Origin of the sequence: Providencia sp. PROV189, from assembly GCF_028480065.1 — a bacterium.
Classification (GTDB): Bacteria; Pseudomonadota; Gammaproteobacteria; order Enterobacterales; family Enterobacteriaceae; genus Providencia; species Providencia stuartii.
In genome coordinates this window covers 173,687-197,702 of record NZ_JAMPOG010000005.1, presented here as the reverse complement: position 1 = coordinate 197,702, position 24,016 = coordinate 173,687, and the positions used below count along the sequence as shown (strand labels likewise).

General features: G+C 37.5%; 20 protein-coding genes, 1 tRNA gene, 1 pseudogene and 1 CRISPR repeat array. Of the genes and pseudogenes, 4 read left to right on the top strand and 18 right to left on the bottom strand.

All coding sequences use genetic code 11. The features are described 5' to 3' along the window. Window positions 1-188: 188 nt before the first annotated feature. From ascB to PR833_RS04920, 3 genes are all read right to left on the bottom strand, one after another. Window positions 189-1,619, bottom strand: coding sequence for a 6-phospho-beta-glucosidase (gene ascB / locus PR833_RS04930; protein ID WP_053110356.1), 1,431 nt, complete (start codon window positions 1,617-1,619; stop codon window positions 189-191). Between the two features lie 2,316 nt (window positions 1,620-3,935). After that, window positions 3,936-5,351 carry an NAD(P)/FAD-dependent oxidoreductase gene (locus tag PR833_RS04925; protein ID WP_004922269.1) on the bottom strand — a complete coding sequence of 472 codons (1,416 nt, stop codon included), beginning with the start codon at window positions 5,349-5,351 and terminating at the stop codon, window positions 3,936-3,938. Between the two features lie 1,058 nt (window positions 5,352-6,409). After that, entirely contained in the window at window positions 6,410-6,982 is a 573-nt protein-coding gene (locus PR833_RS04920) for a hypothetical protein (RefSeq protein ID WP_014656465.1), read from the bottom strand. 1,017 nt (window positions 6,983-7,999) lie between these two features. Between PR833_RS04920 and PR833_RS04915 the strand changes: the two genes are divergently transcribed. Continuing rightward, window positions 8,000-8,332 carry a hypothetical protein gene (locus PR833_RS04915; RefSeq protein WP_004922279.1) on the top strand — a complete coding sequence of 111 codons (333 nt, stop codon included), beginning with the start codon at window positions 8,000-8,002 and terminating at the stop codon, window positions 8,330-8,332. Between the two features lie 168 nt (window positions 8,333-8,500). On the opposite strand, the gene lpxL is transcribed toward PR833_RS04915, so the two are convergent. From lpxL to PR833_RS04900, 3 genes are all read right to left on the bottom strand, one after another. After that, window positions 8,501-9,424, bottom strand: a complete 924-nt coding sequence (lpxL, locus tag PR833_RS04910; protein WP_014656467.1) for an LpxL/LpxP family Kdo(2)-lipid IV(A) lauroyl/palmitoleoyl acyltransferase — start codon at window positions 9,422-9,424, stop codon at window positions 8,501-8,503. A 277-nt stretch (window positions 9,425-9,701) separates the two neighbouring features. After that, entirely contained in the window at window positions 9,702-10,022 is a 321-nt protein-coding gene (locus PR833_RS04905; protein WP_004922284.1) for a hypothetical protein, read from the bottom strand. Next, the gene (locus PR833_RS04900) at window positions 10,023-10,370 is read right to left on the bottom strand and encodes a hypothetical protein (protein ID WP_014656468.1); all 348 of its coding nucleotides are present in this window, start codon (window positions 10,368-10,370) and stop codon (window positions 10,023-10,025) included. It lies immediately after the preceding gene. A 153-nt stretch (window positions 10,371-10,523) separates the two neighbouring features. Further along, window positions 10,524-11,091: direct repeats of the CRISPR family, unit length 28 nt; unit sequence TTTCTAAGCTGCCTATACGGCAGTACAC. 377 nt (window positions 11,092-11,468) lie between these two features. Here PR833_RS04900 and PR833_RS20395 point away from each other — a divergent pair. Next, the gene (locus PR833_RS20395; protein WP_442959660.1) at window positions 11,469-11,585 is read left to right on the top strand and encodes a putative zinc ribbon protein; all 117 of its coding nucleotides are present in this window, start codon (window positions 11,469-11,471) and stop codon (window positions 11,583-11,585) included. Between the two features lie 27 nt (window positions 11,586-11,612). Here the strand turns inward: PR833_RS20395 and arsC are convergent, their stop codons facing one another. The 7 genes and pseudogenes from arsC to PR833_RS04865 form a co-directional block, all read right to left on the bottom strand. Next, a complete protein-coding gene (arsC, locus tag PR833_RS04895) occupies window positions 11,613-12,038 on the bottom strand; it encodes a glutaredoxin-dependent arsenate reductase (RefSeq protein ID WP_053110357.1) in 426 nt (141 codons plus the stop codon). Between the two features lie 10 nt (window positions 12,039-12,048). Beyond that, window positions 12,049-13,338, bottom strand: a complete 1,290-nt coding sequence (locus tag PR833_RS04890; protein ID WP_272525930.1) for an arsenic transporter — start codon at window positions 13,336-13,338, stop codon at window positions 12,049-12,051. A 55-nt stretch (window positions 13,339-13,393) separates the two neighbouring features. Then, window positions 13,394-15,145 (bottom strand): arsenical pump-driving ATPase, encoded by a 1,752-nt coding sequence (arsA, locus tag PR833_RS04885; RefSeq protein WP_014656470.1) that lies wholly within the window; start codon window positions 15,143-15,145, stop codon window positions 13,394-13,396. 13 nt (window positions 15,146-15,158) lie between these two features. Further along, window positions 15,159-15,524: an arsenite efflux transporter metallochaperone ArsD gene (gene arsD, locus PR833_RS04880; protein ID WP_004922301.1), complete on the bottom strand. Its 366-nt coding sequence runs from the start codon at window positions 15,522-15,524 to the stop codon at window positions 15,159-15,161. Window positions 15,525-15,571: 47 nt separating this feature from the next. Then, the gene (locus tag PR833_RS04875; RefSeq protein WP_004922304.1) at window positions 15,572-15,907 is read right to left on the bottom strand and encodes a metalloregulator ArsR/SmtB family transcription factor; all 336 of its coding nucleotides are present in this window, start codon (window positions 15,905-15,907) and stop codon (window positions 15,572-15,574) included. Between the two features lie 127 nt (window positions 15,908-16,034). After that, window positions 16,035-16,197, bottom strand: a pseudogene (locus PR833_RS04870) (integrase core domain-containing protein); the annotation flags it as partial. 63 nt (window positions 16,198-16,260) lie between these two features. Next, window positions 16,261-16,337: transfer RNA gene (locus PR833_RS04865), tRNA-Arg, on the bottom strand. 188 nt (window positions 16,338-16,525) lie between these two features. Between PR833_RS04865 and folD the strand changes: the two genes are divergently transcribed. After that, window positions 16,526-17,383: a bifunctional methylenetetrahydrofolate dehydrogenase/methenyltetrahydrofolate cyclohydrolase FolD gene (gene folD, locus PR833_RS04860; RefSeq protein WP_004922311.1), complete on the top strand. Its 858-nt coding sequence runs from the start codon at window positions 16,526-16,528 to the stop codon at window positions 17,381-17,383. 17 nt (window positions 17,384-17,400) lie between these two features. Then, the gene (ybcJ, locus tag PR833_RS04855; RefSeq protein ID WP_014656527.1) at window positions 17,401-17,613 is read left to right on the top strand and encodes a ribosome-associated protein YbcJ; all 213 of its coding nucleotides are present in this window, start codon (window positions 17,401-17,403) and stop codon (window positions 17,611-17,613) included. A gap of 464 nt (window positions 17,614-18,077) precedes the next feature. Here the strand turns inward: ybcJ and PR833_RS04850 are convergent, their stop codons facing one another. The 5 genes from PR833_RS04850 to PR833_RS04830 all read right to left on the bottom strand — a co-directional run bounded on the left by PR833_RS04850 (window position 18,078) and on the right by PR833_RS04830 (window position 24,004). Next, window positions 18,078-19,220, bottom strand: a complete 1,143-nt coding sequence (locus PR833_RS04850; protein WP_004922316.1) for a hypothetical protein — start codon at window positions 19,218-19,220, stop codon at window positions 18,078-18,080. 25 nt (window positions 19,221-19,245) lie between these two features. Further along, a complete protein-coding gene (locus PR833_RS04845) occupies window positions 19,246-21,846 on the bottom strand; it encodes a fimbria/pilus outer membrane usher protein (RefSeq protein ID WP_272525928.1) in 2,601 nt (866 codons plus the stop codon). A gap of 96 nt (window positions 21,847-21,942) precedes the next feature. Beyond that, the gene (locus tag PR833_RS04840; RefSeq protein WP_042116748.1) at window positions 21,943-22,674 is read right to left on the bottom strand and encodes a fimbrial biogenesis chaperone; all 732 of its coding nucleotides are present in this window, start codon (window positions 22,672-22,674) and stop codon (window positions 21,943-21,945) included. Next, window positions 22,674-23,399 (bottom strand): fimbrial biogenesis chaperone, encoded by a 726-nt coding sequence (locus PR833_RS04835; RefSeq protein ID WP_230089043.1) that lies wholly within the window; start codon window positions 23,397-23,399, stop codon window positions 22,674-22,676. Before PR833_RS04835 ends, PR833_RS04840 begins: the two co-directional genes overlap by 1 nt. Window positions 23,400-23,407: 8 nt before the next feature. Next, a complete protein-coding gene (locus PR833_RS04830) occupies window positions 23,408-24,004 on the bottom strand; it encodes a fimbrial protein (protein WP_014656531.1) in 597 nt (198 codons plus the stop codon). Window positions 24,005-24,016 lie beyond the last annotated feature (12 nt).

Here is a 24,016-nt window from a genome sequence, read left to right as displayed (position 1 = left end):
CTATGTATCAACGAAAAGCTAAGATATTTATTAAAAACTAACGTCTTCATCATGTACGTAGATATGCTATAGTACCGATTGCATAATTATAATATCGCTGTAAAGAACAAATCATGTAGTAGTGATTTCATTCAGTTAGAGTCCCTAAAGGGACTCTTTTTTTTATGTTTTAATATGGAAAAAAGCAATTAATACAAATCATTACCATGGCTTGCTATCACTTTTTTATACCACCAAAAAGATTTTTTACGTATCCTTGTTAGTGAGCCAGCACCCTGATCATCCTTATCAACATACACAAAACCATATCGTTTACTCATTTCGCCTGTTGAAGCAGAGACTAAATCAATACATCCCCATGAAATATATCCCATAATGGGGATACCATCAGCGATAGCATCACCTAAAGCTTGAATGTGTGAACGATGGTAATCGATTCGATAATCATCAATAATTTCACCATCCTCATTTAACTTATCATGCGCACCCAAACCATTTTCTACTAGAAATAATGGTTTTTGATAGCGATCATAGAGCATGTTTGCGGTTAATCTTAAACCGAGAGGGTCAATTCCCCACCCCCACTCACTCTGTTTTATATACGGAGAGCTTAAAGATTGTGCAGCATTAATCGACGGGTTTGTACCATCCCCCATATCCGCTGAGGCACAACGAGAGGCATAATAACTAAACGAAACAAAATCGACAGTATTTTTAAGGATTTGCTCGTCCTCTTCCGTGACCAGAAGTGTCACCTTGTTTTCACGAAAAACACGTTGCGCATAGGCGGGATAATACCCACGCACCTGTACATCAATAAAAAACAAGTTTTCACGATCTTTTTCCATTGCCGCCCATACATCTTCTGGTTTAGGCGACCAAGGGTAATATCCACCACCTGCAAGCATACAGCCAACTTGGTTTTGAGCATTGACTTCGTGGGCTATTTTTGTCGCTAATGCGCTAGCAACTAATTGATGATGAGCGGCTTGATATTTAACTTGTTCGCTATTTTCCCCCGCTTCAAAGACTAACCCTGATGATGAAAACGGCGTATGCAATAGCAAATTAATTTCATTAAATGTCAGCCAATATTTCACTATCCCATCAAATGCTTCAAAGCAGGCTTTGGCATAGGTCACAAAAAAATCAATCATCTTCCGGTCACGCCATGAGCCATACTCAGTGACCAAATGCATCGGAACATCAAAATGGCACAAGGTTACTAGCGGTTCAATATGATATTTTTTGCATTCATTAAATAAGTCGAGATAATAGGCGATACCTTCTGGGTTTGGAGTGACTTCATCCCCACGCGGAAATAAACGGCTCCATGCAATCGATGTGCGAAATACCGAAAATCCCATTTCTGCCATTAGCGCAATATCACGCTTGTATTGATGATAAAAATCAATTGCCAAATGGCTTGGGTAATATTCATCATCTCGTAATTTAAAACGTTTTTCGATCCCCATTTTTACCGGATGCCTGTTAGCTCCATAAGGAATAACATCTGCAATACTGAGTCCTTTCCCCCCTTCAAAACAAGCCCCCTCCGCTTGATTTGCCGCTATTGCACCACCCCACAGAAAATCTTGAGGAAATAGAGATCCTGGCATAATTACCCTCATTCAATAGTGAAAAAATTATTTACTTTCTGGTTAACAAAAATTTTTTATATTTCTTTGGCGATACTGTTTTTGTTTAATCTTACCTATTAATTATTTATTGATAATTAATGACGGTAATATCTATTAACTCCCTATTAATCATCTTTATTAATCACAAAATCAGTAGAAACCATTGCGGTAACAGCCACAACTATCCGTTGATTAAAGATAAAAACAATGCCATTTTGAATAGTAATTATTTTTTGTGATGCACCACACACAATAAAAAAATCACACACGCAATAAAGCGCTATGCCACATCATTCATATCGATAAAATAATAATCATTTGATTGATTATTTTATTTACAATATTTATCTATAAGGGGGGAGTTTTGTTAGAGAATAATGTTTTTATTGATAGGATAAATTAAAAAAAGCGTCATAATTACAAAAACCAAATACTATCAATTAGTTAACAATCACTTTTTACTTGCTTTACTAAATACCACTATCGTTTTTTGATCATTAAAATAGTGGTTTCAAGCAGTAAGGTGATTAAATCATAAAAGATAGCAACAAGGTGCCCATACTCTCAATCATGTTTTCCTGGCAGAAATACTCCAATGGGTTAAAAATCATATTTATGGTATTGATAATGGAATAACCTAGTAGGTCAGTTATATCAACTGTTGGCATACTCATTCCTCATTTTGATGGCTCTCAGCAGGATAAATAATCCAATTAAAACTATCAATCAGAATCGTGTTAAAACTCATCTATTAAATACACCACCTATTTATCCCCTTTGTCAATATTATGTCATGACTAAAATACAATCGATAAGCTAAAAAATGTTTTCACTGCCTTTAAATGAAAACATGCTAAATCGCCCAATAACCCTAACTTATCTTAAATTTATCGATATCAAATCGTGATTATTACCTGACGTTTTAATTATAATAGCATCACAATATAATTAAATCACCTATATAGTGGTTAATAGAAGGCTTATTTAGAATACGCGAGATATTTTATTAAAAGAATAAAATTGTGAAGTCGATCAATCTGAAAACCACTATAAAAAAGTTAAGTATTAACACTTAACCTTATTTCCACACCAACTTAATCATTGATGTTTTAATAATAATTCCAGCATGAAATATTCTTATTAGAAAGGACAAGAATAAAAAATAACCCATTCAAATCAATCAGATGGAAACAACATCCATTGCCTTTTATATCTCTTTATTATTTTAATTTAAATATTTCATCGTAATAATAAATTTTATAAATTACTTTTTATAGCCCTGCATTAAAAAAAGATAAAAATCAGCCAGTTTGATAATTTGGTGTAATATTAAATAGCACAAATAGCTAATAAAAACTTCAATAATTTATTTAAATCATATACACTCAGCATGAAACGATAAAAAGGAATTGTTATGTTTAGATTTTTTGAAACATTTTTTAATGAGCTGTCCAATATAATGACTGCAAATAGCCGACGTATCATTGTGACAATCTTAGCTGTCGCAACGATTTCAACAACAGTAACCATGGAGTCTATCAACATCTATTTTATAGCCGCATTTATATTTATTAGTTTTTCACTATATCTACCTGAAATATATAAATTTATAATGAACAGGGTAAACTAAGTAACGTTGAATACATTGAGCTATAACATTTGACTTTGTCTTTTTAACAACACACATGCACCTGTTTTTGCCGTTAGTTGATTAAAAATTACGTATTAGCACCTAATTCACTTTTTACCATAAATCAAAAGAGCAATACGTAATCAGTAAAAATAACTATCAATAGTCACTAAGCACATCAGCAAAGATAAAAGCCTGCGTATTGTTATCCTTAAAGTCAGAGTAAATACCTACGACCCGCCTTAAATACAGTTAGCTTCATTTGTAATGATGCTCAATCGCTGTTTCTTCCTTTAAATACCTATTAACCATGGCTGCTTTGTCACCTCACTTTCTATATCTTACGACAACCAATCAACCGATATAAATTTCTACCATCATGGTACATCACCGTATTACCACTGCTTCAAAAAGTAGCTGTATCCGTTAGCGTAAATACAATCATTCCTTTCTGCATAGAAAGAGATAAGAAATTAAATGGCCCACATATTTTGTATTTTCCTTTACACGAATGAGATGACTCCCCTCCTGCATGGATTCTCGAATGCGCTAATAGCGGCCTTATTTAGCATTAGCATGAGGGAATAGATTGCAGAAAGCAAAAAATGCCCTCACAAGGAGGGCTGTTATCAAATATGGGTCGGATAACTTAAAATCGATTTAATCTAAAATCTGTAAAGGCTAAATGGTTTCACATCCAATGAAGGTTCTTTACCTAACAGTAGATCTGCCGTGATTTCAGAAGAAACAGGGCTTTCTGTCATACCCCAACCTGTCGCGGTGTTAATCACCAGACCTGGGTATTCATTAACTTGAGAAATGATAGGATTCTCATCTGGTGCTATCGCCATCGCACCACTCCACTGGTCGATAAGTTTAGAGTCTTTAAATGCAGGGAACTCTGCTTTCAATTTCTCTAATGAAGAATTTAGCTCAGGAATATCTGGCAGTGCGGTCATATTCCTATTTTTCTCAAACGGAGAAACTTCGTCTAGCTCCCAGTGTGTCGGTTGTGTAAATGAATTAATTAACTGTTCATTTAATGAAATGTGTACTGGGAAATCTGGCATTGATAGCAATGGCAGATATTTATAACCATAGATAAATGATTCTTTTACGACTGGAGCAACGATCACACGAGGTGAAGTCGCATAGGTGCCATCAGCTTGCTCACGGAAGAAAATGTTACCTGGTAAAGCGACGTTACCACCCGGTGCAGTAGGTGAACCACTGATCAATTGCTGAGATTGGTAAGCCGGTAATGTTGGTACGTCAACATTCAGATTTTGCATGAACAGTCTAGACCATACACCGCCAGCAACAACCACTCTAGAAGTTTTAATCGCACCTTTTTCTGTCACAACATCAGAAATTGCACCCGCTTGAGTTTCTAAGCCTCTTGCAGCACAGTTTGTGTAGATCTTAACCCCAATTTTTTTAGCGTATTCCGCCATAACAAAGGTTGCAATCTCAGCATCTAGGCTACCTGAGTCTTCTTCAAAACCGGCGATTGTCCAATTTGATGTAGCTCCACGAAGGCGCTGATTTAATTCATCACCTTCAATAATTCTAGTTTTGAATGGAATATCTGAACCGACATTCTTACTTCTTGTATCAATCCATTTTCTGACGTGATCTAAATCTTCTTCATCAAGAGGAACTTCTACGCGCCCTTGAGTACGATAGCTAGTATCGACACCCACTTTCGCATTCATTTCTCTCCAACGCTGTTTACCAATATGATGAAGCAGGAATGTCTCATCAGGCATTTTGTAAGTAATGACTTGGCCATAGAATCTAGAAGATTGTTCGCCAGCAATATTCCCCTTCTCAACGATTACAACAGACAAGCCGCGTTCAACAAGATTGATAGCGGTCATAATACCTAAAATACCAGCACCAATCACAACAACGTCAGCTTGCTTAGGTAGAGGACCTGCGGTTCCTTCAACAAACCCATGTCTTGGTGTGCCAGGAACAAATCTACCTTCTCGAGTTAACATCGGGGTTAAAATTCCCGCCCCACCAGCCACGGCTACAACAGCCCCGCCGATAAGAAACTTTCTTCTAGTTATTGCCATTTTAAAACATTTCCTTTTATCAAATGAACGTCAGTATCTAAATAATAAGATCATCATTTAATTTTTATTTGTAACGTAATTGTATTCTAATTTAGATTAAAATTAAATTTATTTGTTAAAAATTATTTTTAATGAATGTTTATTCATAAAATAAAAATAGAATATTAACTAAATAAAACTGAATACTTTTTAGACAAACAGCAATGCAAAACCCCTATTCTATCAATATCGGAACTTCTGCAAGATATAATATATTTAGCGCTAACAGAAAAATGACAAGTCACTATAAATGAATAGTTATTTTCATTATTTAAAAGAAAAACACTTGGTCGCTAGGGAGAATTTGTAACATCTGTAGGAAAATTAACCTATCGTAGACCTACGATTTGGGCAATATTAAAGCTAACAGGATACGTTATTTTACTTAAGTATTTTATCAATTCATTTTTAGCTTAATATATCAATAACCATTAAAAAAAGAGGGACTCTTGAATCACTCTTACGGATATTATTGACCACTTATTAATTAAGGTCTTTTTATGCCATCGCACTTTACTCTCTATTATTTTAAGATTAAATTTCACACTAAAATTAACCTTATTCTTTGAGCTGTTATGACGAGACTATTCATGTTAGTTAAAGCTATTTAATGGTTATCTCATATCTCACCACAATTTAACCTACAGTGCTTACATATTGTATTATCAGTACCTAAACCCCGACTTTCTTCGAATCAAAGAATAAATTATATTGATATAAAACTGGGAGCTAGAACAAATAATAGGCGCCCTTTGTCAACCTTTTCTCACTCATTCATTTTCATTGCTAGGCCTAGCTTTGTCGGTATTTCCCTTTCAAGGCTGATCAAAAAAATCATGCTTAAAAATAAGGTGGTCTAGAGAGGTGCTGATCTGATATCAACTAACTGTGCTATATTCAATTTAGTCTGATATAAAAATCCCCCAGTCCGAGTTAGGAGCTTCCTCCTAACTCATTGGATATTAAATGATGGCACAACAATAATTCTTTTTGCCTATAAGAAGTGATTGTGATGAAACTTATTTTTTATATTTATTATAAAATTCTTCACCGCACATCACTTTAGTAAAGTCGCTGCCAACGGTCATTACAGATAAAGGCTTAACTTTATCGACATAGATAAAGTGGTTTCTAATCTTATCTTTTTCTTTCACTGGTTTTACTTGACCATTTTCTATTTGGTCAGAGTCATAATTCACACAATACCCAATTGTGTTAGCCGTTTTTTTATCTTTTACCACCATGATTTCATTATATTTAAAACGATAACCTTGGTTGTCTTTAGCTAACTGTTCTTTCGTTTTATCGCTTCTCGCAAAAGGGCTTGATACGCGATATAGAGCATCAGCATATTCAGCATCCATTTTTTTGCTGACAAACTGTTGATCAGCAGAGCTAGCAGAAGCGTAAGTCACACCCTGCTGTGTTGTTTTAATACTATATGCTTCCCATTCCTCTGACTCTTGAACAACTGGGTTGGCGTCGCTCAGAATATTCGCGAATTCACCCCACATATCATTATTTGAGCTACAGCCTGTAACCAACAATGTGGCGGCGCTAAGTACTGTAATTGAGAGAATATGTTTTTTCATTTTTACCCTAAAAGTTAAGATTAATAGTACGCGATAGATTTGTAACCAATGATTTTTAAAGTATTTTCATTGTATCTAGGAAATAAATAATCTGCAAATAGGTGCCTTAATATCAATTACCATTAAATTTATCAGATAAATTAAGCATAGAAACTACAAGGTAATAAAAAAACTATCACATCAATTTAATCCGATATTTAAAAATAAAATTTCCATCAATAGCCCTAATGATGGGCACTGAGTTTATATAAAAAGTCGACGGAGGTTGTGATCTGTCTCTTTCCTACTCTCGATTTGTTCATCACGACAAAATGAAATTTAAAATAAAAACACACATCATTATTAAGTATTAATAACTAAATTTGTCAGATATATCTTAATTCTCACTTCATTAAAAATAAGAAATATCCTACTCACCAAGAGAATTAAATACTATACTTTGATTTTTATTGTTCGTATGCAGCATACGATAGTCAGTAAAATTAAAGGCTGGACATTCATGTTTTCTCTACGCGGCTACGCATTATATTTTTATATTTTTTCTATCCTCTTTTTTATCTCACCGCTTGTCTATGTCATAATAAATGAAGATAAAAATAACTTACTGACCTTCTTAAGCAGCCTTACAATAATTTTTTATGTTATCGTCTGTATGGCAATATTTTTTTAAATTAAGGTAATTAGCAAAATAAAATTCGCTATTTTTATAGTTTCCTTCTTTGTGCGATACACGTTTTTTAATATTCTTTGCCTTTTCACCTTCTTAAGTCATTTTTCAGTATCGAGGTATTCAGACTAGCCAATGATTAAGCGATAAGTTCAATAACAGCATTTAGTTTCGCCTTAGCCCAGAGGTTAGCCAGCTACCACAGTCACAGCGATCAATTAACGTCACATTTTAAGCAAAGGCTCTGCTTGAGCATGCCAATCTCAGTTAACTCTTATTTAAAATATTACCCCTCTTTTTTATTATCTGACTTATCTCTTACATTGGATTCTTACAAGCAAGGTACGAATATGGGCGTTTCTATTTATTATTCCGCAACAAAAAAGACTCCTTTCAATTTTGAAGAAAAAAATACGTTTGAAACCATGGTAAATCAGTTGAATCAAGCCTTTCCATACAAAGAAGATGCGGAGACTCTCTATTTTTATGAAGAGCCATCAGATCAATTCTTACTACAAGGTTCAACAAAATTACCACTTGATGATGAGTCCATTTTGCTCGAGTCTATCGATTACTGGTTAGATTGTCTTTCGCAATTAACTCTAGCGTTTTCGACAGCACAATGGAGTGTTAGCATCGAAGACTCAGAAGCTACATGGGTTGATGATCATTGGGAAATGTAATATTACGGGTAATCTAGAAATAGGATTATTTGCTATAATTAATTATTCCTATTCCCTCTCTTACCAATAAATACCCTTTATGTTTGAAGTACCAAATAATTAAAAAGACCCAACCAATGCGGGTCTTATATTATAGGGGGAATCCCCCTTATCTTGCGTCACCATTTTCTAAATATAGAGAGAAGGCTCCCCATCAGGGCGAGTTTTAAACCTTCTATGCGCCCACAAGTACTGCTCTGGTGCTTTCATTATTTCTTTCTCTAGTACAGAGTTAATTGTCGCGGCATCATGTAGCGTATCGCTAGTTGGGTAATTGACTATTTCTTTCCCTAGCACCAAGTCATAACTAATACCATTACGGTTACGTAGCAGTGTGACAGTTAATGTTGGTGAGTGAGATAATTGAGCAAGCGTTGATGTACCTTTTGACGTTGAAGTATTTTTGACTGAAAAAAACGGAGCAAATACAGTTCCCTTTCGACCAAAATCTTGGTCAGGTGCGAACCAAATGGCCTTGCCACTTTTTAATTCTTGAACCATAAATCTTAAATTTTTACGATCAATCATTCCTTTGCCAGAACGACATCGACCCTTTGTTTGAATATATTCCATTGCTTTGTTGTTATGTGGTCGATACATCGCATTTACAGGAAAGCATAGCCCCATAATTCTGCCACCTAACTCCAGCGACATAAAATGAACCCCAACGATAATTACCCCTTTATTTTTGGCAATGGCTTCTTGATAATTAGATATTCCTTTGACTTGAAAGAGCTTTTTAATTCTTTTATCACTCCAGAACCACGCTATTCCGGTTTCAAATAACGCAATACCTAGCGATCTCAAGTTTTCGATAACTAAATCGTCTATTTCTTTGCGGTTTTTATTTGGAAAACACAATTCTAAGTTTCTTTTTATAATGGAAACTCGTCTTTTAATAAAATACTTCGAATTAACCCCCAAAAATGCACCAAGCCGAACAAGCCATTTATAAGGGAGTTGAACCAATAAAAATAAAATAACAATTCCTAACCATGTTGTAGCGTATTTGGGATGGAGTAACTTTAGGGAGAACAGGTTTTTAGCGTACATATGTATCTCAACACTTCGTCTTTGCGATATGCAATGTAAGTTAGACAGTTATTCTTATTTTTAATTCAAAAATTTCATCAATCCGCCATCGTCTATTTACCCTTTGTTTTCAATAAGATAAATGATAGAGAAAAGATATCAATCACTTTGTAATGATTGATTTTATATATCACGCACCTAATGTGTATAAAAGTTTAAATCACCATTTAGCGAAGACATATCAAAAATAGTTAAAAACACTAACTCATCATATCCCTAATAATAGCTATGAGTCTTATCATCTATCAAATTTTCTGCCATTTGTTGATTTTAAATAGGCATATTCACTATAGGGAAGTCTGATAATAATATTATCTTTATCAATAGCGCTTCCTAACATTGTCATTCTACAGAGTAAATTAACCTTGCCGACTCTCTGCATACATAATCCGTCAGGACTTTCAAAAAAACGCATATCACCTTTCTTCCACATAACAACAGTGACACCATCCGGTATTGCGCCTATTGGCTGAACAGTAAAAATTGTCAGCTTATTATATGCAAATACTGATATTGCACTGATTAAAACAATAAATATTATTAGTATTTTCTTTATCATTTAACAGCCTATCATCTCACCAGTATTTGTTATTGTGCACGTATTCCCTTCGCTATCAGATGTATGGCATCCAGAGCTGTCACACCAACTTTTTATCGAGTATTCATTGCCTTCACTATCAACTGAAAAGACTTCAGATGAACCATCCGCATAGTCTCTTGAGCCAGATGTTATTGAATATGAGTTACCGTCAGTATCATACGATTCAATAATATTATCGCCTTGTGCATTAGTACTCGATCTTGTACATGCTTGATAGGTACTATCACCTATACACTCCTCTGCCATTGCCGCTGTTGATATAAATGCCACAATAAGCGTATAGATTGTTTTATTTAGCAGTTTCATCCTGCCTCACCGATTAATTTTATTGTTTAAAGGAATTGCACTGTTTTAATAAACTAGAAATCTCAATAAATATAATCTAATTATTAATCTTAAAATAGCGAAAAAAGAAGCCTGTGCAGCTTATTGGAAAGCACACAGGATAATCATTTATCATTTTTAGGCTGCCTATACGGCAGTACACGCTGTACGGACATATCGTCGAGAATTGCGACTTTTCTAAGCTGCCTATACGGCAGTACACCCCCGAATTCGGGGGTTTTATTTTATCATCGTTTTCTAAGCTGCCTATACGGCAGTACACAAAAGAAAAGCCCCAACTGCTGGAACAGATGATTTCTAAGCTGCCTATACGGCAGTACACGACTCGCAGCGCGTTTTAATGGCTTCGTTAGCTTTCTAAGCTGCCTATACGGCAGTACACTGAGTGGCATCACTAGAATCGGTACCGCGTTTTTTCTAAGCTGCCTATACGGCAGTACACTTTTGGCTTTGCGTAATGCGGTTTGCTGTTCATTTCTAAGCTGCCTATACGGCAGTACACAAGAAATACGCTGAGGATAGAAATATCACTTTTTTCTAAGCTGCCTATACGGCAGTACACGATCAGTGTGAGTACAACTTGACGCTCATAATTTTCTAAGCTGCCTATACGGCAGTACACCGTTTGCAAATAAATTCCGTGCTCGTGTGTTATTTCTAAGCTGCCTATACGGCAGTACACTATAAACTATCAGGAAAAAACCTTCGTGCAACAATAAATTATGGCTAATTTGTGCAAAATACCTTATTTTTTAGAGGGTATCATAACACTTTGTTTTTAAACAGAATAAAATTTCAATAAAAATAGAAGGTAAAATAAGATAACTATCACGCATCTTCCCCTTCTTACATCAAAAGAGATAGAAAGAGCCTTATTCGAAGCTGCGGATAAAACAATCTCTTCAAAAGTAACAGTGACATTTTAACCTTCGCTTGATTAATCAACTTATTACAATAAGGGCCATTTTAATGTATCTATTAAAATGGCTCTTATTGTTAACTCATTCAACGTATAAACTTAATCAGTAATTTCATTCCGTTTTACCGATTTTAAAGGTTATGGATTGGTTTTGTGTACCGTGCCATGACGACTTTACAAATAATCAAAAATACTGCCTTACTTACCATAAGGGCATTTGGTCTATTCCAACAAAGAATGTCGCTGATAAACATTAACCAACAACAATGATTTCAAAGCATCATTTACTTTATTCTGCACCCTTGTTTATCAACGACAACTTCACCATCTTCTTTGACAAATTCATTTTGTTGCCGATTAGGTAATATATCCAGCACTACCTCTGAAGGCCGACACAACTTTACGCCTAGCGGAGTGACGACAATCGGCCTATTAATCAGTATCGGGTACTGCAACATAAAATCAATGAGTTGGTCATCTGTATAGCTATCTTGTTCTAAATTTAATTGTTCATAGGGTTCGACATTTTTTCGTAATAACGCCCTTACCGTGATTTTCATATCGGCAATAAGTTTTACTAACACATCTCTAGAGGGTGGTGTTTCTAGATAATGAATAATCGCCGGCTCAATACCACTATTGCGGATCATTGCAAGGGTATTGCGTGAAGTGCCACAATTTGGGTTGTGGTAGATGGTGATCTCATTCATTGGGTTACCCTTAATTTAACAGTGAAAGTCGAAGCACTAAAGCAACGAGTGTGACAATGAGCACAGGGATCGTCATGATAATCCCTGTTTTGAAATAATATCCCCATGTAATGGTCATGTTCTTTTGTGATAAAACATGTAACCACAACAATGTTGCTAAGCTACCAATTGGTGTAATTTTTGGCCCCAAATCTGCGCCAATTACATTGGCATAAACCATTGCTTGCTGAATTACCCCTGACGCTTCACTCCCTTCAATGGATAGAGCACCAATTAATACCGTTGGCATGTTATTCATTATGGATGATAAAAATGCGGTAATAAATCCAGTTCCCAGAGTTGCTACCCATAACCCTTTATCGGCAAGGTAATTGAGCGTTTCAGAAAGATAATCGGTTAACCCTGCATTTCTTAAGCCATAAACCACCAAGTACATACCTAAAGAGAAAATGACGATTTGCCACGGTGCACCACGTAAGACTTTTTTGGTATTAATCGTATGGCCTCTGGCTGCAATCACCCAAAGAATTAAGGCGCCAATTGCAGCAATAGCGCTAACAGGGATACCTAATGGTTCTAAGACAAAGAAACCGGTGAGCAACAGCACCAATACAAGCCAACCTGCTTTAAACGTTGTCATGTCCTTAAGGGCTAAAGCAGGCTCACTCAATTTAGTCATATCATATTGCTTAGGAATATCTTTACGGAAAAAACAATGCAGCATCACTAACGTTGCAATAATCGCCGCGATATCCACTGGCACCATAATTGAGGCATATTCAGTAAATCCAATATTAAAGAAGTCCGCAGAAACAATATTCACGAGGTTTGAAACGATAAGCGGTAAGCTCGCTGTATCTGCAATAAAACCCGCCGCCATGACAAACGCTAACGTCGTGCCTTTGTTGAAACCAAGTGCAAGTAACATCGCAATCACAATGGGCGTTAATATCAATGCCGCACCATCATTGGCAAATAAGGCTGCAACAGTTGCACCAAGCAATACGATATAACTGAATAACAGCCTTCCTTTACCACCGCCCCACTTGGCAACATGTAATGCCGCCCATTCAAAGAAACCACTTTCATCTAAAAGTAGGCTAATAATAATCACTGCAACAAATGTCGCGGTGGCATTCCAAACAATGTTCCAAACAATCGGAATGTCTTGAAAACTGATCACACCAAAGATCAGTGCTAATACAGCCCCTACTGTAGCACTCCAGCCAATACCCAACCCTTTGGGCTGCCATATAACAAACGTAATCGTTAGAACAAAAATTAATGCGGCAATAAACATAACAACCTCGTTTAAAAGGTGCTTTCGTGCACCTTTTATTTTCCAAAAATAAAACTTATTCTGCGAGCTGACTTAATGCGGATATCCCCACAGGCTCAGTCTCAAGTAAAGGAACGATAGCAACACGTTTTGCTAACGTTGATGCCACCTTTTCAATCTGAACGACTTCCTGCTCTGCCCTTGAAAGTAACAATGGTGAGGTAGTTTCCGTGATAGATAGGCTATTATTAATTACCCACGCCCACGGATGTATATCTGCCCGTATTAAGTCATTCTGTAAGTTTTCCGCCTCAAGCACAGGCGTTGTTTCAGCGAGTGTCGTAATAATGACTTTGGTGCGTTCAGGATCTTGTAATTGCATCATAGGGGTCAAAAAGTGGCCTTTTTTGCCCATTTTCTTAGCAATTTCTTTATGATATGCCCCTGTTGCATCAAGAAGTAATAATGTATGTCCAGTCGGTGCAGTATCCATGACGACAAAACGTTTCCCTGCGTCTCTAATGATGCGAGAAAAGGCCTGAAACACAGCAATTTCTTCAGTACATGGAGAGCGCAAATCTTCCTCAAGTAATGCACGCCCCTCTGCATCTAAATCTTTCCCTTTTGTTTCTAAGACATAATTACGATAGCGTTCAGTTTCGGCGATGGGATCAATTCGGCTAACTTGAAGATTGGGTAAAACACCATCAAGTGTTGATTCAACATGAGCAGCAGGATCTGATGTAGTCAGATGCACATCAAGCCCTTTTTCTGCCAATTTAACCGCTATTGATGCTGCAATCGTTGTTTTCCCAACACCGCCTTTGCCCATTAACATAATCAGCCCATGTTGTTGCTGAGATATTTCCCCAACCAGTTCTGACAAGGAGGGTAAAGAAATAGGTTGTTTTGTCGGAGTAATGGTTGAAAATTGTGGCATGTCATTCGATAACAACTGCTTCAATGCATCGACACCAACCATATTGATATTTTGCAAATAAAGAATATCAATGGGTAACGAACGCAATGCCTCAGGCAGAGACTTTAATGCGGCTTGCTCTTGAGAGTAGAGTGCATGGGATAACTTATCATTTTCAGTCATCGCCGTTTCCGGGAAAACACCATTTATAATCAATTGTTGATTTTTGATACCCAGAGAAGACAATTCACTATAGGTCCTCGCAACCTCCCTCAAAGCGGCTGACTGAGGACGTGCAACCAATACTAACCTTGTTAGTGAGTTATCACTCAACGCTTGCACTGCCATGCTGTACTGCTCACGTTGTTTTTCAAGGCCAGACATTGGGCCTAAACATGTCGCACCGTCAGGATTGTCACTAATAAAATCACTCCACGCGCTCGGGAGTTGTAATAAACGGATGGTATGCCCCGTAGGTGCGGTATCAAAAATGATATGGTCAAATTGGCGGGTAATTTCGGTATTGGTTAACAATCCAGTAAATTCATCGAAAGCCGCAATCTCTGTGGTACAGGCGCCTGATAGCTGCTCCGTAATGCTTTGAATTACCGCTTCAGGTAAATTTTCTTTGATTGGATTAATAATTTTATTTCGATATTCTTCGGCAGCAGCTTGAGGGTCTATTTCAATGGCAAATAGGTTTGGAACCAATGTTATTGGCTGAATATTGTTGCCAATCGATTGAGAAAATACCTGCCCAACATTAGAAGCCGGATCCGTACTCACCAGTAAGACTTTTTTCCCTTCCTCTGCCAACTTGATTGCTGTCGCACAGGAAATAGAGGTTTTACCCACCCCCCCTTTTCCAGTGAAAAATAAATAATTAGGTGTGCTGTCTAAAAAATTCATTTTATCGCCCCTGTTAACAACATGTTTTGTCATTACCGCAACACGACTTAACTGTCTCCACCTTCTCAATATTCAGGCGAATACCAAACCATCTTGCTAGCTCATGACGTTTAGGGTATCGACCTGTCAGCACAATCTCACCATCAAGAATAAAGAGTGGGAGTGATTCGGCGCCAGCGGTTTCCAGAAATGTTTTTACTTTTATGTTGTTAACAAATGCCATAGGCTCTTGCGCTAAATTAAAACGCTTTACATTCGCTCCTTGTTTTTTTAACCAATCTGCATCTGTTGCAAAGTCCACTAATGCTTGATCAACTTCTGTTCCACAAACGCCAGTGCTACAGCATAACGCGGGATCAAATACTTCGAGTTTTTTCATGTCTCAACCTTATATATGATTTTTCGAATATGTTAATTTAAAAAATTTTATATAGAACAGCGATTAGCAGATTCTTTTTTCTCTAAGCTTTTGAGTAAATCTGCGACTCTATTTTTCTCTGTGGCATAGGTGACATCAATGATACTTTTTACCCACGGTAGTAATGCCGGAGATAGCCGATAATGAACCCATTTCCCATGTTTTGAATCGAGTAGAAGACCCGCCTCTCTAAGCATTGCTAGATGTCGAGAGGTCTTCGGTTGCGATAAATTTAAGGCCGTATAGATATCACAGACACATAGCTCACCGGATGCTTTCAAAAGCAGCACGATATCGAGCCTTGTTTGGTCGCCTAAAATTTTAAACAGTTGTAATGGTTCCATATGTACCTCTTTAGCCTTTTCTTTAAATTATACCTAAAAAACACATACGTCAAATCGAATATGTTTTATTTATAAACCATTTGTTCCTTTTTGTACTAGTTGATAGAAAAGGTAAGAATCAATGATGATAATACCACGCTAACTCTCTAGCTTGGCTCAACGATTCAAATAAATAAGCAAATCAAAAAATTACGACAAAACGAACCATTAAAACGCTCGATAAAGCCATTTTGCTGTAGCTTATCGGGTTGAATATGGCATAACGCTATCTGATTATTTTCACAGTAATTAAATTAATTCACTGAATTTTAGGCATAAAAAAAGACATCAGTTGATGTCCATTGACTTCGAAATGGTACGCCCTACAGGGTTCGAACCTGTGACCTACGGCTTAGAAGGCCGTTGCTCTATCCAGCTGAGCTAAGGGCGCATAAGAGAAATGCGGCAACCTATACGGTTGATGGCGTTGAATTATACGGTTGCTACGCGCTGAGTCAATGGCTTTTCTCTACTAAAATAACTATCTGCTCATTTTATGTTACAGATTGAACTGACATTGGCGCTAACTTCTGACAAAATAGGCACATCCCCAAGTCTCATATATGGATTAAGTCACAGATGTTAGCAAAAATTATTGATGGGAAAACGATTGCGCAGACAATTCGGCAGGAAGTTGCCCAAAAAGTCCAACAACGTATAGAACAGGGCAAACGCGCACCAGGCCTTGCTGTTATCTTAGTCGGTGCAAACCCGGCTTCACAAATTTATGTCGGCAGCAAACGCCGTGCATGTGAAGAAGTGGGTTTCCTATCTCGCTCTTATGATTTGCCTGATACAACAACTGAAGCAGAGCTTCTAAAACTGATCGATGATTTAAACCAAGATACTGAAATCGATGGTATCTTAGTTCAGTTACCTCTGCCGGCGGGCATCGATAACGTTAAAGTTATTGAGCGCATTCACCCAGATAAAGACGTTGATGGGTTTCACCCGTATAATGTCGGCCGTTTATGCCAACGCGCACCACGTCTACGCCCATGCACACCAAGAGGGATTGTTACCCTGCTCGACCGCTACGGTATTAACACCTATGGGCTAAATGCCGTTATCATTGGTGCATCTAATATTGTTGGTCGCCCTATGAGCTTGGAGCTGCTACTTGCTGGCTGTACAACCACCGTGACTCACCGTTTTACAAAAGATCTTGAGCAACACGTTCGCAATGCCGATCTTTTAGTTGTTGCAGTAGGAAAACCGAATTTTATTCCGGGTGAATGGGTTAAACCGGGTGCTATCGTGATTGATGTTGGCATCAACCGCCTTGAAAATGGTAAAGTCACCGGTGATGTAGACTTTGATGAGGCCTCCAAATATGCCTCTTGGATCACCCCTGTACCTGGTGGTGTTGGCCCGATGACGGTAGCCACACTGATCCAAAATACATTGCAAGCGTGCGAAGAGTATCACGATATTTAATGAAATCAGGAGCTGTCATGGATATTTTCAGGCTTGAAGGCCACCCACACATAGAACTGTGTGATTTGCTCAAAATAGAAGGCTGGGCAGAAAGCGGGGCAATGGCTAAGGCCATGATCGCTGAAGGCTTAGTGCAAGTTGATGGCGTAATAGAAACTCGCAAGCGTTGCAAAATCGCGGCAGGAAAAGTAGTTTCTATGGGCGACCAAAAAATCAAAGTTCAAGACTAAATACCAACAAGTAAGCTGATGTGCAGATCAGCTTACTTTTACCGCCATTTTCTCTATTAACATACTTTTCTCTCTCACTTACCACCGAGTCGGCTCATCTCAATCTCATCTTAAAATGAAGGCGAGTAAGCTTTACCCCACCAACGAGCTATAACTGAATAACTTATCTGTGACCGACATCCGAATTAGGAGAAATATTTGCACTCTATTCCAATAAACTATTCTTCCTAAACTAGATGATTAATTTAAGAAATTAATAGCCCAAGAATTATTTAGTCTCGAAATGTGATAATAACCGCCTATACCTATATTGCCTTTCTGCTGCACTGTGTGCCATTATCGAAAAGCAAGTTTGTAAGAGGTGCAACAACCACACCTAATAGCAACTCCTACTTGATTATGATAACAATTAATATACTTCTGTTTTCCCCCTTCAATGGGGGACTTTTTTATCTTACTTATTTTTATTTGAAAATTATATCAAGCTGCGCTGCGCCGGTTGCTTTCCCTGGTTTTTCCGTCTTATTAGGACATAGCGACCACACCAACGGCTGAGATTGTGAAGAGCTTGCGGTTTGTGCACCTATTTGCATGAAATTTAACCCTTGATTATTGACTGAAAAAGGGATACTTGAAGTCCTATCCACGCAGCCTACTGCATCTGCTGCCGCATTACTGCCAATATAGCCGCGCACTAATCCCCCGATTGTGCCATCACTATAGTGTAAGCTAATTGCATGATTTCCGACGGCAGTTGATGGGGCAACAGGCTGGCCTGAAATAGCAATTTGGAAAGCTCGCCCATCATTAGCACCACAATTCACACTAATTGAAGATGTTGGATTGATAACGGGAAGCCCTTTTCTCGTATCAAATGAGACTTCTGTCGGCGTTGAAATGGAACAAGGTGGATAACTGACCGTCACTGTTCCGCTCGGAAAAATTAGATGGGAGACCAAATCACCCGATGAAGCTGATTTTATAAGATAAAGACTCGGTAACGTATAAGAGCCAGGCTTTGCATTATTACCAACATATAAAAATAACTCCCCTCGTATTGATGCCTTATTATTTTTCCTATTCGTATTCCATTGATGCTGAGTTGCTTCAGGCCAAGCAGAGCCACACCACATGGTCGACGCATTTTGTACTGGTGACGGTGTATAATTACCGTAGTTATCCCACGCCCCTTTTACAGTAACATCATGAAAAGGTCCTGATGTGCTCGCACCTGCTCCAACCGACGCAACCCCTGTTGCATTTGTACTACGAAAACCAATAATTATGTCCTGATCTACCCTATAACCTTTCATTTTACCCACCGTCATTTCATACGAGCTTGGTAAGCAATCAACCTTAGAAGAAGATGTATTAATACCAAAACCATCGGCCCTAATCGCGCTAGATGAATTTACGGCACTAATTTTTGTTAGGGTTATTTCGGCGTTCACATTACCAAGTGAAATAATCTCTTGGCCAGGCATCGCATTAAAATTTGCAGCCAACGCGACTGGATGGATAAAACCAAAGGCAATGACTGTGCTAGTCATATATTTATTAAACACTGAACTCATCATGGTTTTATATTTAAAATAATAATATTTCATGGTCAGGCAAATACCTTAATCTATTTTATAATTTCACAGGGGTACATGTATAAGTTACTTGGCGTATTGGTTGGTCTGCCTCTAACTCGATATTGGCTAAATCGAAGCGAACTTCACATTGTTTTTCTGTAGACTCCCCCCATTTAACCAATAATTTTCCTTTTTCAGGTAATCCTGTTAAATAAACCAGCCCTGAATCACCAACGATGCTGCTATAACTATCTGACGTATTTTGTAAGCTAGCTATCGCACCAAACGGCACATTGACATTATTCTTAATCAACGTCATTAACACTTGATACCCTCGTTTTGTCGCAAATTTAACCGGAACAACTGCGCCCTTACTCGGATAAATATTGATATTTGTTTGAGCAACATCGACATCATCAGGTAATGTTGTTGGGTCGATACTGATACTATTTCTCTTATAGTCAGAAAGATAAGGAGCTATACCATAACCTCGCCAATCAGAGTAAGAGGAACCATTATTAATACTGACATTCGGTGCATCCGGTAAATAAACTAATGCGACTGATTCCCCCATATTTTTTGTCAGTGTAAGTCCGCCGGAATGGAGCAGCATGCCGCCATTTGCGTTCATATTAAATGTCTTCATCTGGCTACTATAACTATACCCCGCGGTAATACTTCCCTTACTTCCTTGATAACCAGCATTAATATTACTGCTATTAGCGCCATCTTTATTTTCCCAACTTTGAGAAGCGCTATAGGTAAAATCACCATCCATCAAACTACCATTTATCCCAGTTTGAATTTGCGATTTACCATTGTTATCGCGTGTATAGTAGCTAGTAGAATAAATAGACTGTAAGGAATCTGAATAACCAAATACACTAAATGGAATACTTATGTTAAAGGAAATTTGTCTATTCTCAGGCCAATTTCCGTTATCATCTTTAACCCTATCAATAGTAAAGTTACTGCCATAAGTTATCCCTTTATAGCTATTACTGTAGCCAATCGAACCTCCAGTTTGGGTTCTAGAGCTTCCCCAATAATCATCACGCGTAGCTCGAAGGTAAATTGTTCCCCATTCTCCCATACGCTGGCTGACTTGAGTTTGGAAACTACTACGCCGTCTTTGCATTGACCACGGGTAAACCCCGTCTTCAAGCTGATAACCTTCAGAGTTAAATTCACTAAAATTATAATAGTTACGTGTTGAATAACGTAATGCGGTGAGATCTACGGAGGTTCCCGTATTCATCATACTTTTCGAGTAACGAAGGCGATAAGACTGCCCCGTTTTCCGTGAGTTGTGATTTAATTTTGCAGCAGAAGCCGTGATATCAAGAGAAATGGCACCTACGTTGCCTAGTGAAATACCCGTTCCTACGTTTGCAGCTTGGTAATCTTCAGCAGCTAATACACCACCATAAACTGTGGTGTCATAAGGTAACCCATAAACAGCCGTTCCTAATAAAAAATCGGCCTCGCGGGATTGATTCGTCACATTACCGTCATAACGTCCAACCGTAACTTCATATTTCCAGCCACCGGGCCTTAGCATGACAGGTAATGATGAGTAAGGCACAATGAACTTCCGTTCAGTACCATTTGCCTCAGTGATAGTGACATCATAGTCACCTGAAAGCCCTGCTTCTTGAATATCATTGATGTAAAAAGCACCTGGAGCGACATAGGTTTCATAGATAATATTCCCATTTTGGCGAATGGTTACCCTTGCATTACTATTCGCAACCCCTTCTATGGGTGGAGCATAGCCCCGTAGCTGGCTTGGTAGCATCTCTTCGCTAGAACTCAATTTTATACCGCGAAAAGGAACACTATCAAAAACATCACTCCCCGTATTATTTTCACCAACTAACAGCACAGAGCGCAGTGGGAATAATTCGCGGTATAAATATGTATTCGTAAAACGGGTATAGTGCTGGTTATTATCTTGGTTATCACCACCATCCGTTTTTATTTGGCTATGGGTGATCGTGCTCCGTAAACGCCATGCCCCCGCGTTCAAACCAGCTCTTACTGTTGCAAAGAAGTTATCGGTTTTTCTATCTGAGCTATACCGTGAACTATTTTCAGTATGCCCATAACTTAAATTATAATTCGCAATAAGTGCCGGGATCCCATAATCCAATAAGTCAGGATCGAGTACCTCAGTATGGCTCGATTTCATTGCTATCTGCGGAATACTGATTTCAAGTTCTAGAATAGAAATATCAAAATGTGTTGATGCATCTGGGATCAAAGCCGGCAAATTATCAATCGGGTAATCTAACGGCAAATCCTTTGTTGTAGGAAGTTGCTTAATATTAACGCCATGTTTTTCTAGTAGCTCAGGTGTTAATACTGGAGAAACAACGCCTTGTTTATTTTCCTTAAATGTAATTGGAAGTTGCCCAATACCGACCTTATTAATATAAACAGAAACGAGATATTCACCCGGAGCAATACTCCCTTTTTTAGAATACACGGATAAATCAACTTGATCGGTTTCTCCCATTGCTTGTAAAAAAGCAGGATCAAAATAATCTTCTGCGGTAGCGGAGTGAATGCTTAACATCAAGCACAACGCAATAGGATGCCATGTAAACTTAGCTGGACTTACGCAAGCAGGTAGTGTGTGCTTATTTCTATTCATATTTATATCCATTGACTTATCAATAGCAAAATTAAGCCTAAAGCAGTAAGTGCTCTTTTTTACTTATATTCATTTCAATAACGAGTTCTGAAATAATTACAATAAACGCGTATATTGCTGTGTTACTCCACCATCTTGGTCAATTAAACTCCATTCAAGCTCACCTTTAATATTCTCAGGTAATGGATACCGCTGTTGCCCCATAGGTGGAACCATTTCAAATAGAGATAAAGAGTCAACATCTTGATTGCCCACTTTTATTGAATAAAAAGTGACATAATAAGGTGTTGGATTTTTAACAATTAAAGAGTCCTTATCACGAGAAAAAACTAATTTTTTTGATATTTCATCAGTACCATATTTGGGTAAACCACTTGGGCGATAAAAAAGTTTTAAATGATTCTGTGTCGCAATAATCATTTGTGACTTTCCTGTATGGCCTGTTTCTTTTTTCTGATTAGGTATCGCCTTAATGTTAAGAATAAATAGTGACTCACGATCTTGCGGCATTTTATGATTAATTGATTTAATCATTAATACGACCGCGTCTTTTTCATTTATTTTTTCTAATGGCGGCAAAACAATAAAATCAGGCTTATTAAGTCCATCATCATTTGGGTTTACAACTTGAGATTGCAATAAATAAGCCATATTACTGTAGTTAGTCACTTTAAAGGGTACACCTTTTTTCGCAGACTCTGGATAAATGACCCTTGTCGATTGCATGGCAATGCCATCATGCTTCACCATATTTTGCCCATAAGATGAAAGAGAAAATAACCAGAAGCAATGAAAAATAAACAAAGTAAACCATGATGAGCGTCTCATTATTTTTTCTCCGTATGACTCATTAAATAATGATACTCTCGGCTTTCTCCACCAAAATCATTAACAACTCGCCAAGTTACCTCTTTAGCATTTTGGTTGATGTGATATTTTATTTCCGAAAACGGTGCAACCATCATTCCATTATTTTGATTATCAATTTGTTGTCCATTCACCTTTAACGAAGAAAAGGTCTGAAAATAGGCTGTTGGGTTATTTACAACTAAAACATTTCCTTTTTGTTGAAAAGTGAGTTGTGATGCTGACGAATTTACACCCTTGATAATACTTTCAGGGCGATAAAATAGTTTAATCACCATTTGCAAACCAAAAGAAACTTGTGAGTAATTATCACTCTCCTCACTTAATCCTTCCTTAGGTATACTCGGTATTGCTAAAAAGCTTAAATAGAAAACCGATTCCCTATCTTTAGGTAGATGCTTTATCTGATTAGGAACAATCACTACCGTATTTTGACTTTGTGGCTCCATTCTAAATAATGGTGGATTTACTAAAAAGGGAGCCTTTTCTAAGCTATCAGGTGAAATAAGTGCATTAACTTTAATTAAATAGGTATTATTGCTACGATTTTGAATCGTTGCTTTTGTGTTTTTATCGGTCTCTAAAAAGATCACACGCGTTTGATTCAATAACACACCGCCATCCGCAATAGCGCTATTAAATAGAGAACTAAGCAATAATGTTAATAAAGCTAAGAAATATTTCATCATCGTTTTCAGTCATAAAGAAATTGAAAAGTTACGGTGCTGTGTAATTTCCCAGCTTGTAATTCGCCACTACAATTCCCGCATGAAATTGTTGCCGTAAATGGTATTTTGGTTTTATTCAATATTGATAGTGGACTTTCTGCCACCCAATTAGCATTAATTAATCCTGTTTCGGCTACATTAGTATTTTTCTTGAAATAAGTATTTCCTTCAGTACTAAGTAAAAAACCATACCCTTTAGTAGTTGAGCTTGCTGAGTTCACATATAGATGACGCCCACCAAGGGTTTTGCTTTCCCCCGTAACTTTAATTTTCGGCGTATAGTGTGTTAACCCTTTACTATCACAATCAATAAAGTCTAAGGTAAATTTTTCTTGTTTAGCTGTACCATTTTTAACCTGAGAGGTCGAAATATTAGCGCCATTATTAAACGCAATAACTGGATGACTAACGCTAATTTCACATGTGCCTTGAAAGTATTCAGCTGAAAAATTTATTTGAACTGGTGCAGCCTTTGCTAAGGGTAAATAACTCAATGTCAGTATCATCAAGCTAATTTGCGTCACCCGCTTTAATTTCTTATACAATGTAAAAAAATTCTGCACAGTGGCCCCTTA

Excerpts from the sequence above, each read along its gene's own strand:
- ascB (WP_053110356.1), bottom strand. The coding sequence starts at position 1,619 with ATGCCAGGATCTCTATTTCCTCAAGATTTTCTGTGGGGTGGTGCAATA.
- PR833_RS04925 (WP_004922269.1), bottom strand. The coding sequence starts at position 5,351 with ATGGCAATAACTAGAAGAAAGTTTCTTATCGGCGGGGCTGTTGTAGCC.
- PR833_RS04920 (WP_014656465.1), bottom strand. The coding sequence starts at position 6,982 with ATGAAAAAACATATTCTCTCAATTACAGTACTTAGCGCCGCCACATTG.
- PR833_RS04915 (WP_004922279.1), top strand. The coding sequence starts at position 8,000 with ATGGGCGTTTCTATTTATTATTCCGCAACAAAAAAGACTCCTTTCAAT.
- lpxL (WP_014656467.1), bottom strand. The coding sequence starts at position 9,424 with ATGTACGCTAAAAACCTGTTCTCCCTAAAGTTACTCCATCCCAAATAC.
- PR833_RS04905 (WP_004922284.1), bottom strand. The coding sequence starts at position 10,022 with ATGATAAAGAAAATACTAATAATATTTATTGTTTTAATCAGTGCAATA.
- PR833_RS04900 (WP_014656468.1), bottom strand. The coding sequence starts at position 10,370 with ATGAAACTGCTAAATAAAACAATCTATACGCTTATTGTGGCATTTATA.
- PR833_RS20395 (WP_442959660.1), top strand. The coding sequence starts at position 11,469 with ATGGATTGGTTTTGTGTACCGTGCCATGACGACTTTACAAATAATCAA.
- arsC (WP_053110357.1), bottom strand. The coding sequence starts at position 12,038 with ATGAATGAGATCACCATCTACCACAACCCAAATTGTGGCACTTCACGC.
- PR833_RS04890 (WP_272525930.1), bottom strand. The coding sequence starts at position 13,338 with ATGTTTATTGCCGCATTAATTTTTGTTCTAACGATTACGTTTGTTATA.
- arsA (WP_014656470.1), bottom strand. The coding sequence starts at position 15,145 with ATGAATTTTTTAGACAGCACACCTAATTATTTATTTTTCACTGGAAAA.
- arsD (WP_004922301.1), bottom strand. The coding sequence starts at position 15,524 with ATGAAAAAACTCGAAGTATTTGATCCCGCGTTATGCTGTAGCACTGGC.
- PR833_RS04875 (WP_004922304.1), bottom strand. The coding sequence starts at position 15,907 with ATGGAACCATTACAACTGTTTAAAATTTTAGGCGACCAAACAAGGCTC.
- folD (WP_004922311.1), top strand. The coding sequence starts at position 16,526 with ATGTTAGCAAAAATTATTGATGGGAAAACGATTGCGCAGACAATTCGG.
- ybcJ (WP_014656527.1), top strand. The coding sequence starts at position 17,401 with ATGGATATTTTCAGGCTTGAAGGCCACCCACACATAGAACTGTGTGAT.
- PR833_RS04850 (WP_004922316.1), bottom strand. The coding sequence starts at position 19,220 with ATGAAATATTATTATTTTAAATATAAAACCATGATGAGTTCAGTGTTT.
- PR833_RS04845 (WP_272525928.1), bottom strand. The coding sequence starts at position 21,846 with ATGAATAGAAATAAGCACACACTACCTGCTTGCGTAAGTCCAGCTAAG.
- PR833_RS04840 (WP_042116748.1), bottom strand. The coding sequence starts at position 22,674 with ATGAGACGCTCATCATGGTTTACTTTGTTTATTTTTCATTGCTTCTGG.
- PR833_RS04835 (WP_230089043.1), bottom strand. The coding sequence starts at position 23,399 with ATGAAATATTTCTTAGCTTTATTAACATTATTGCTTAGTTCTCTATTT.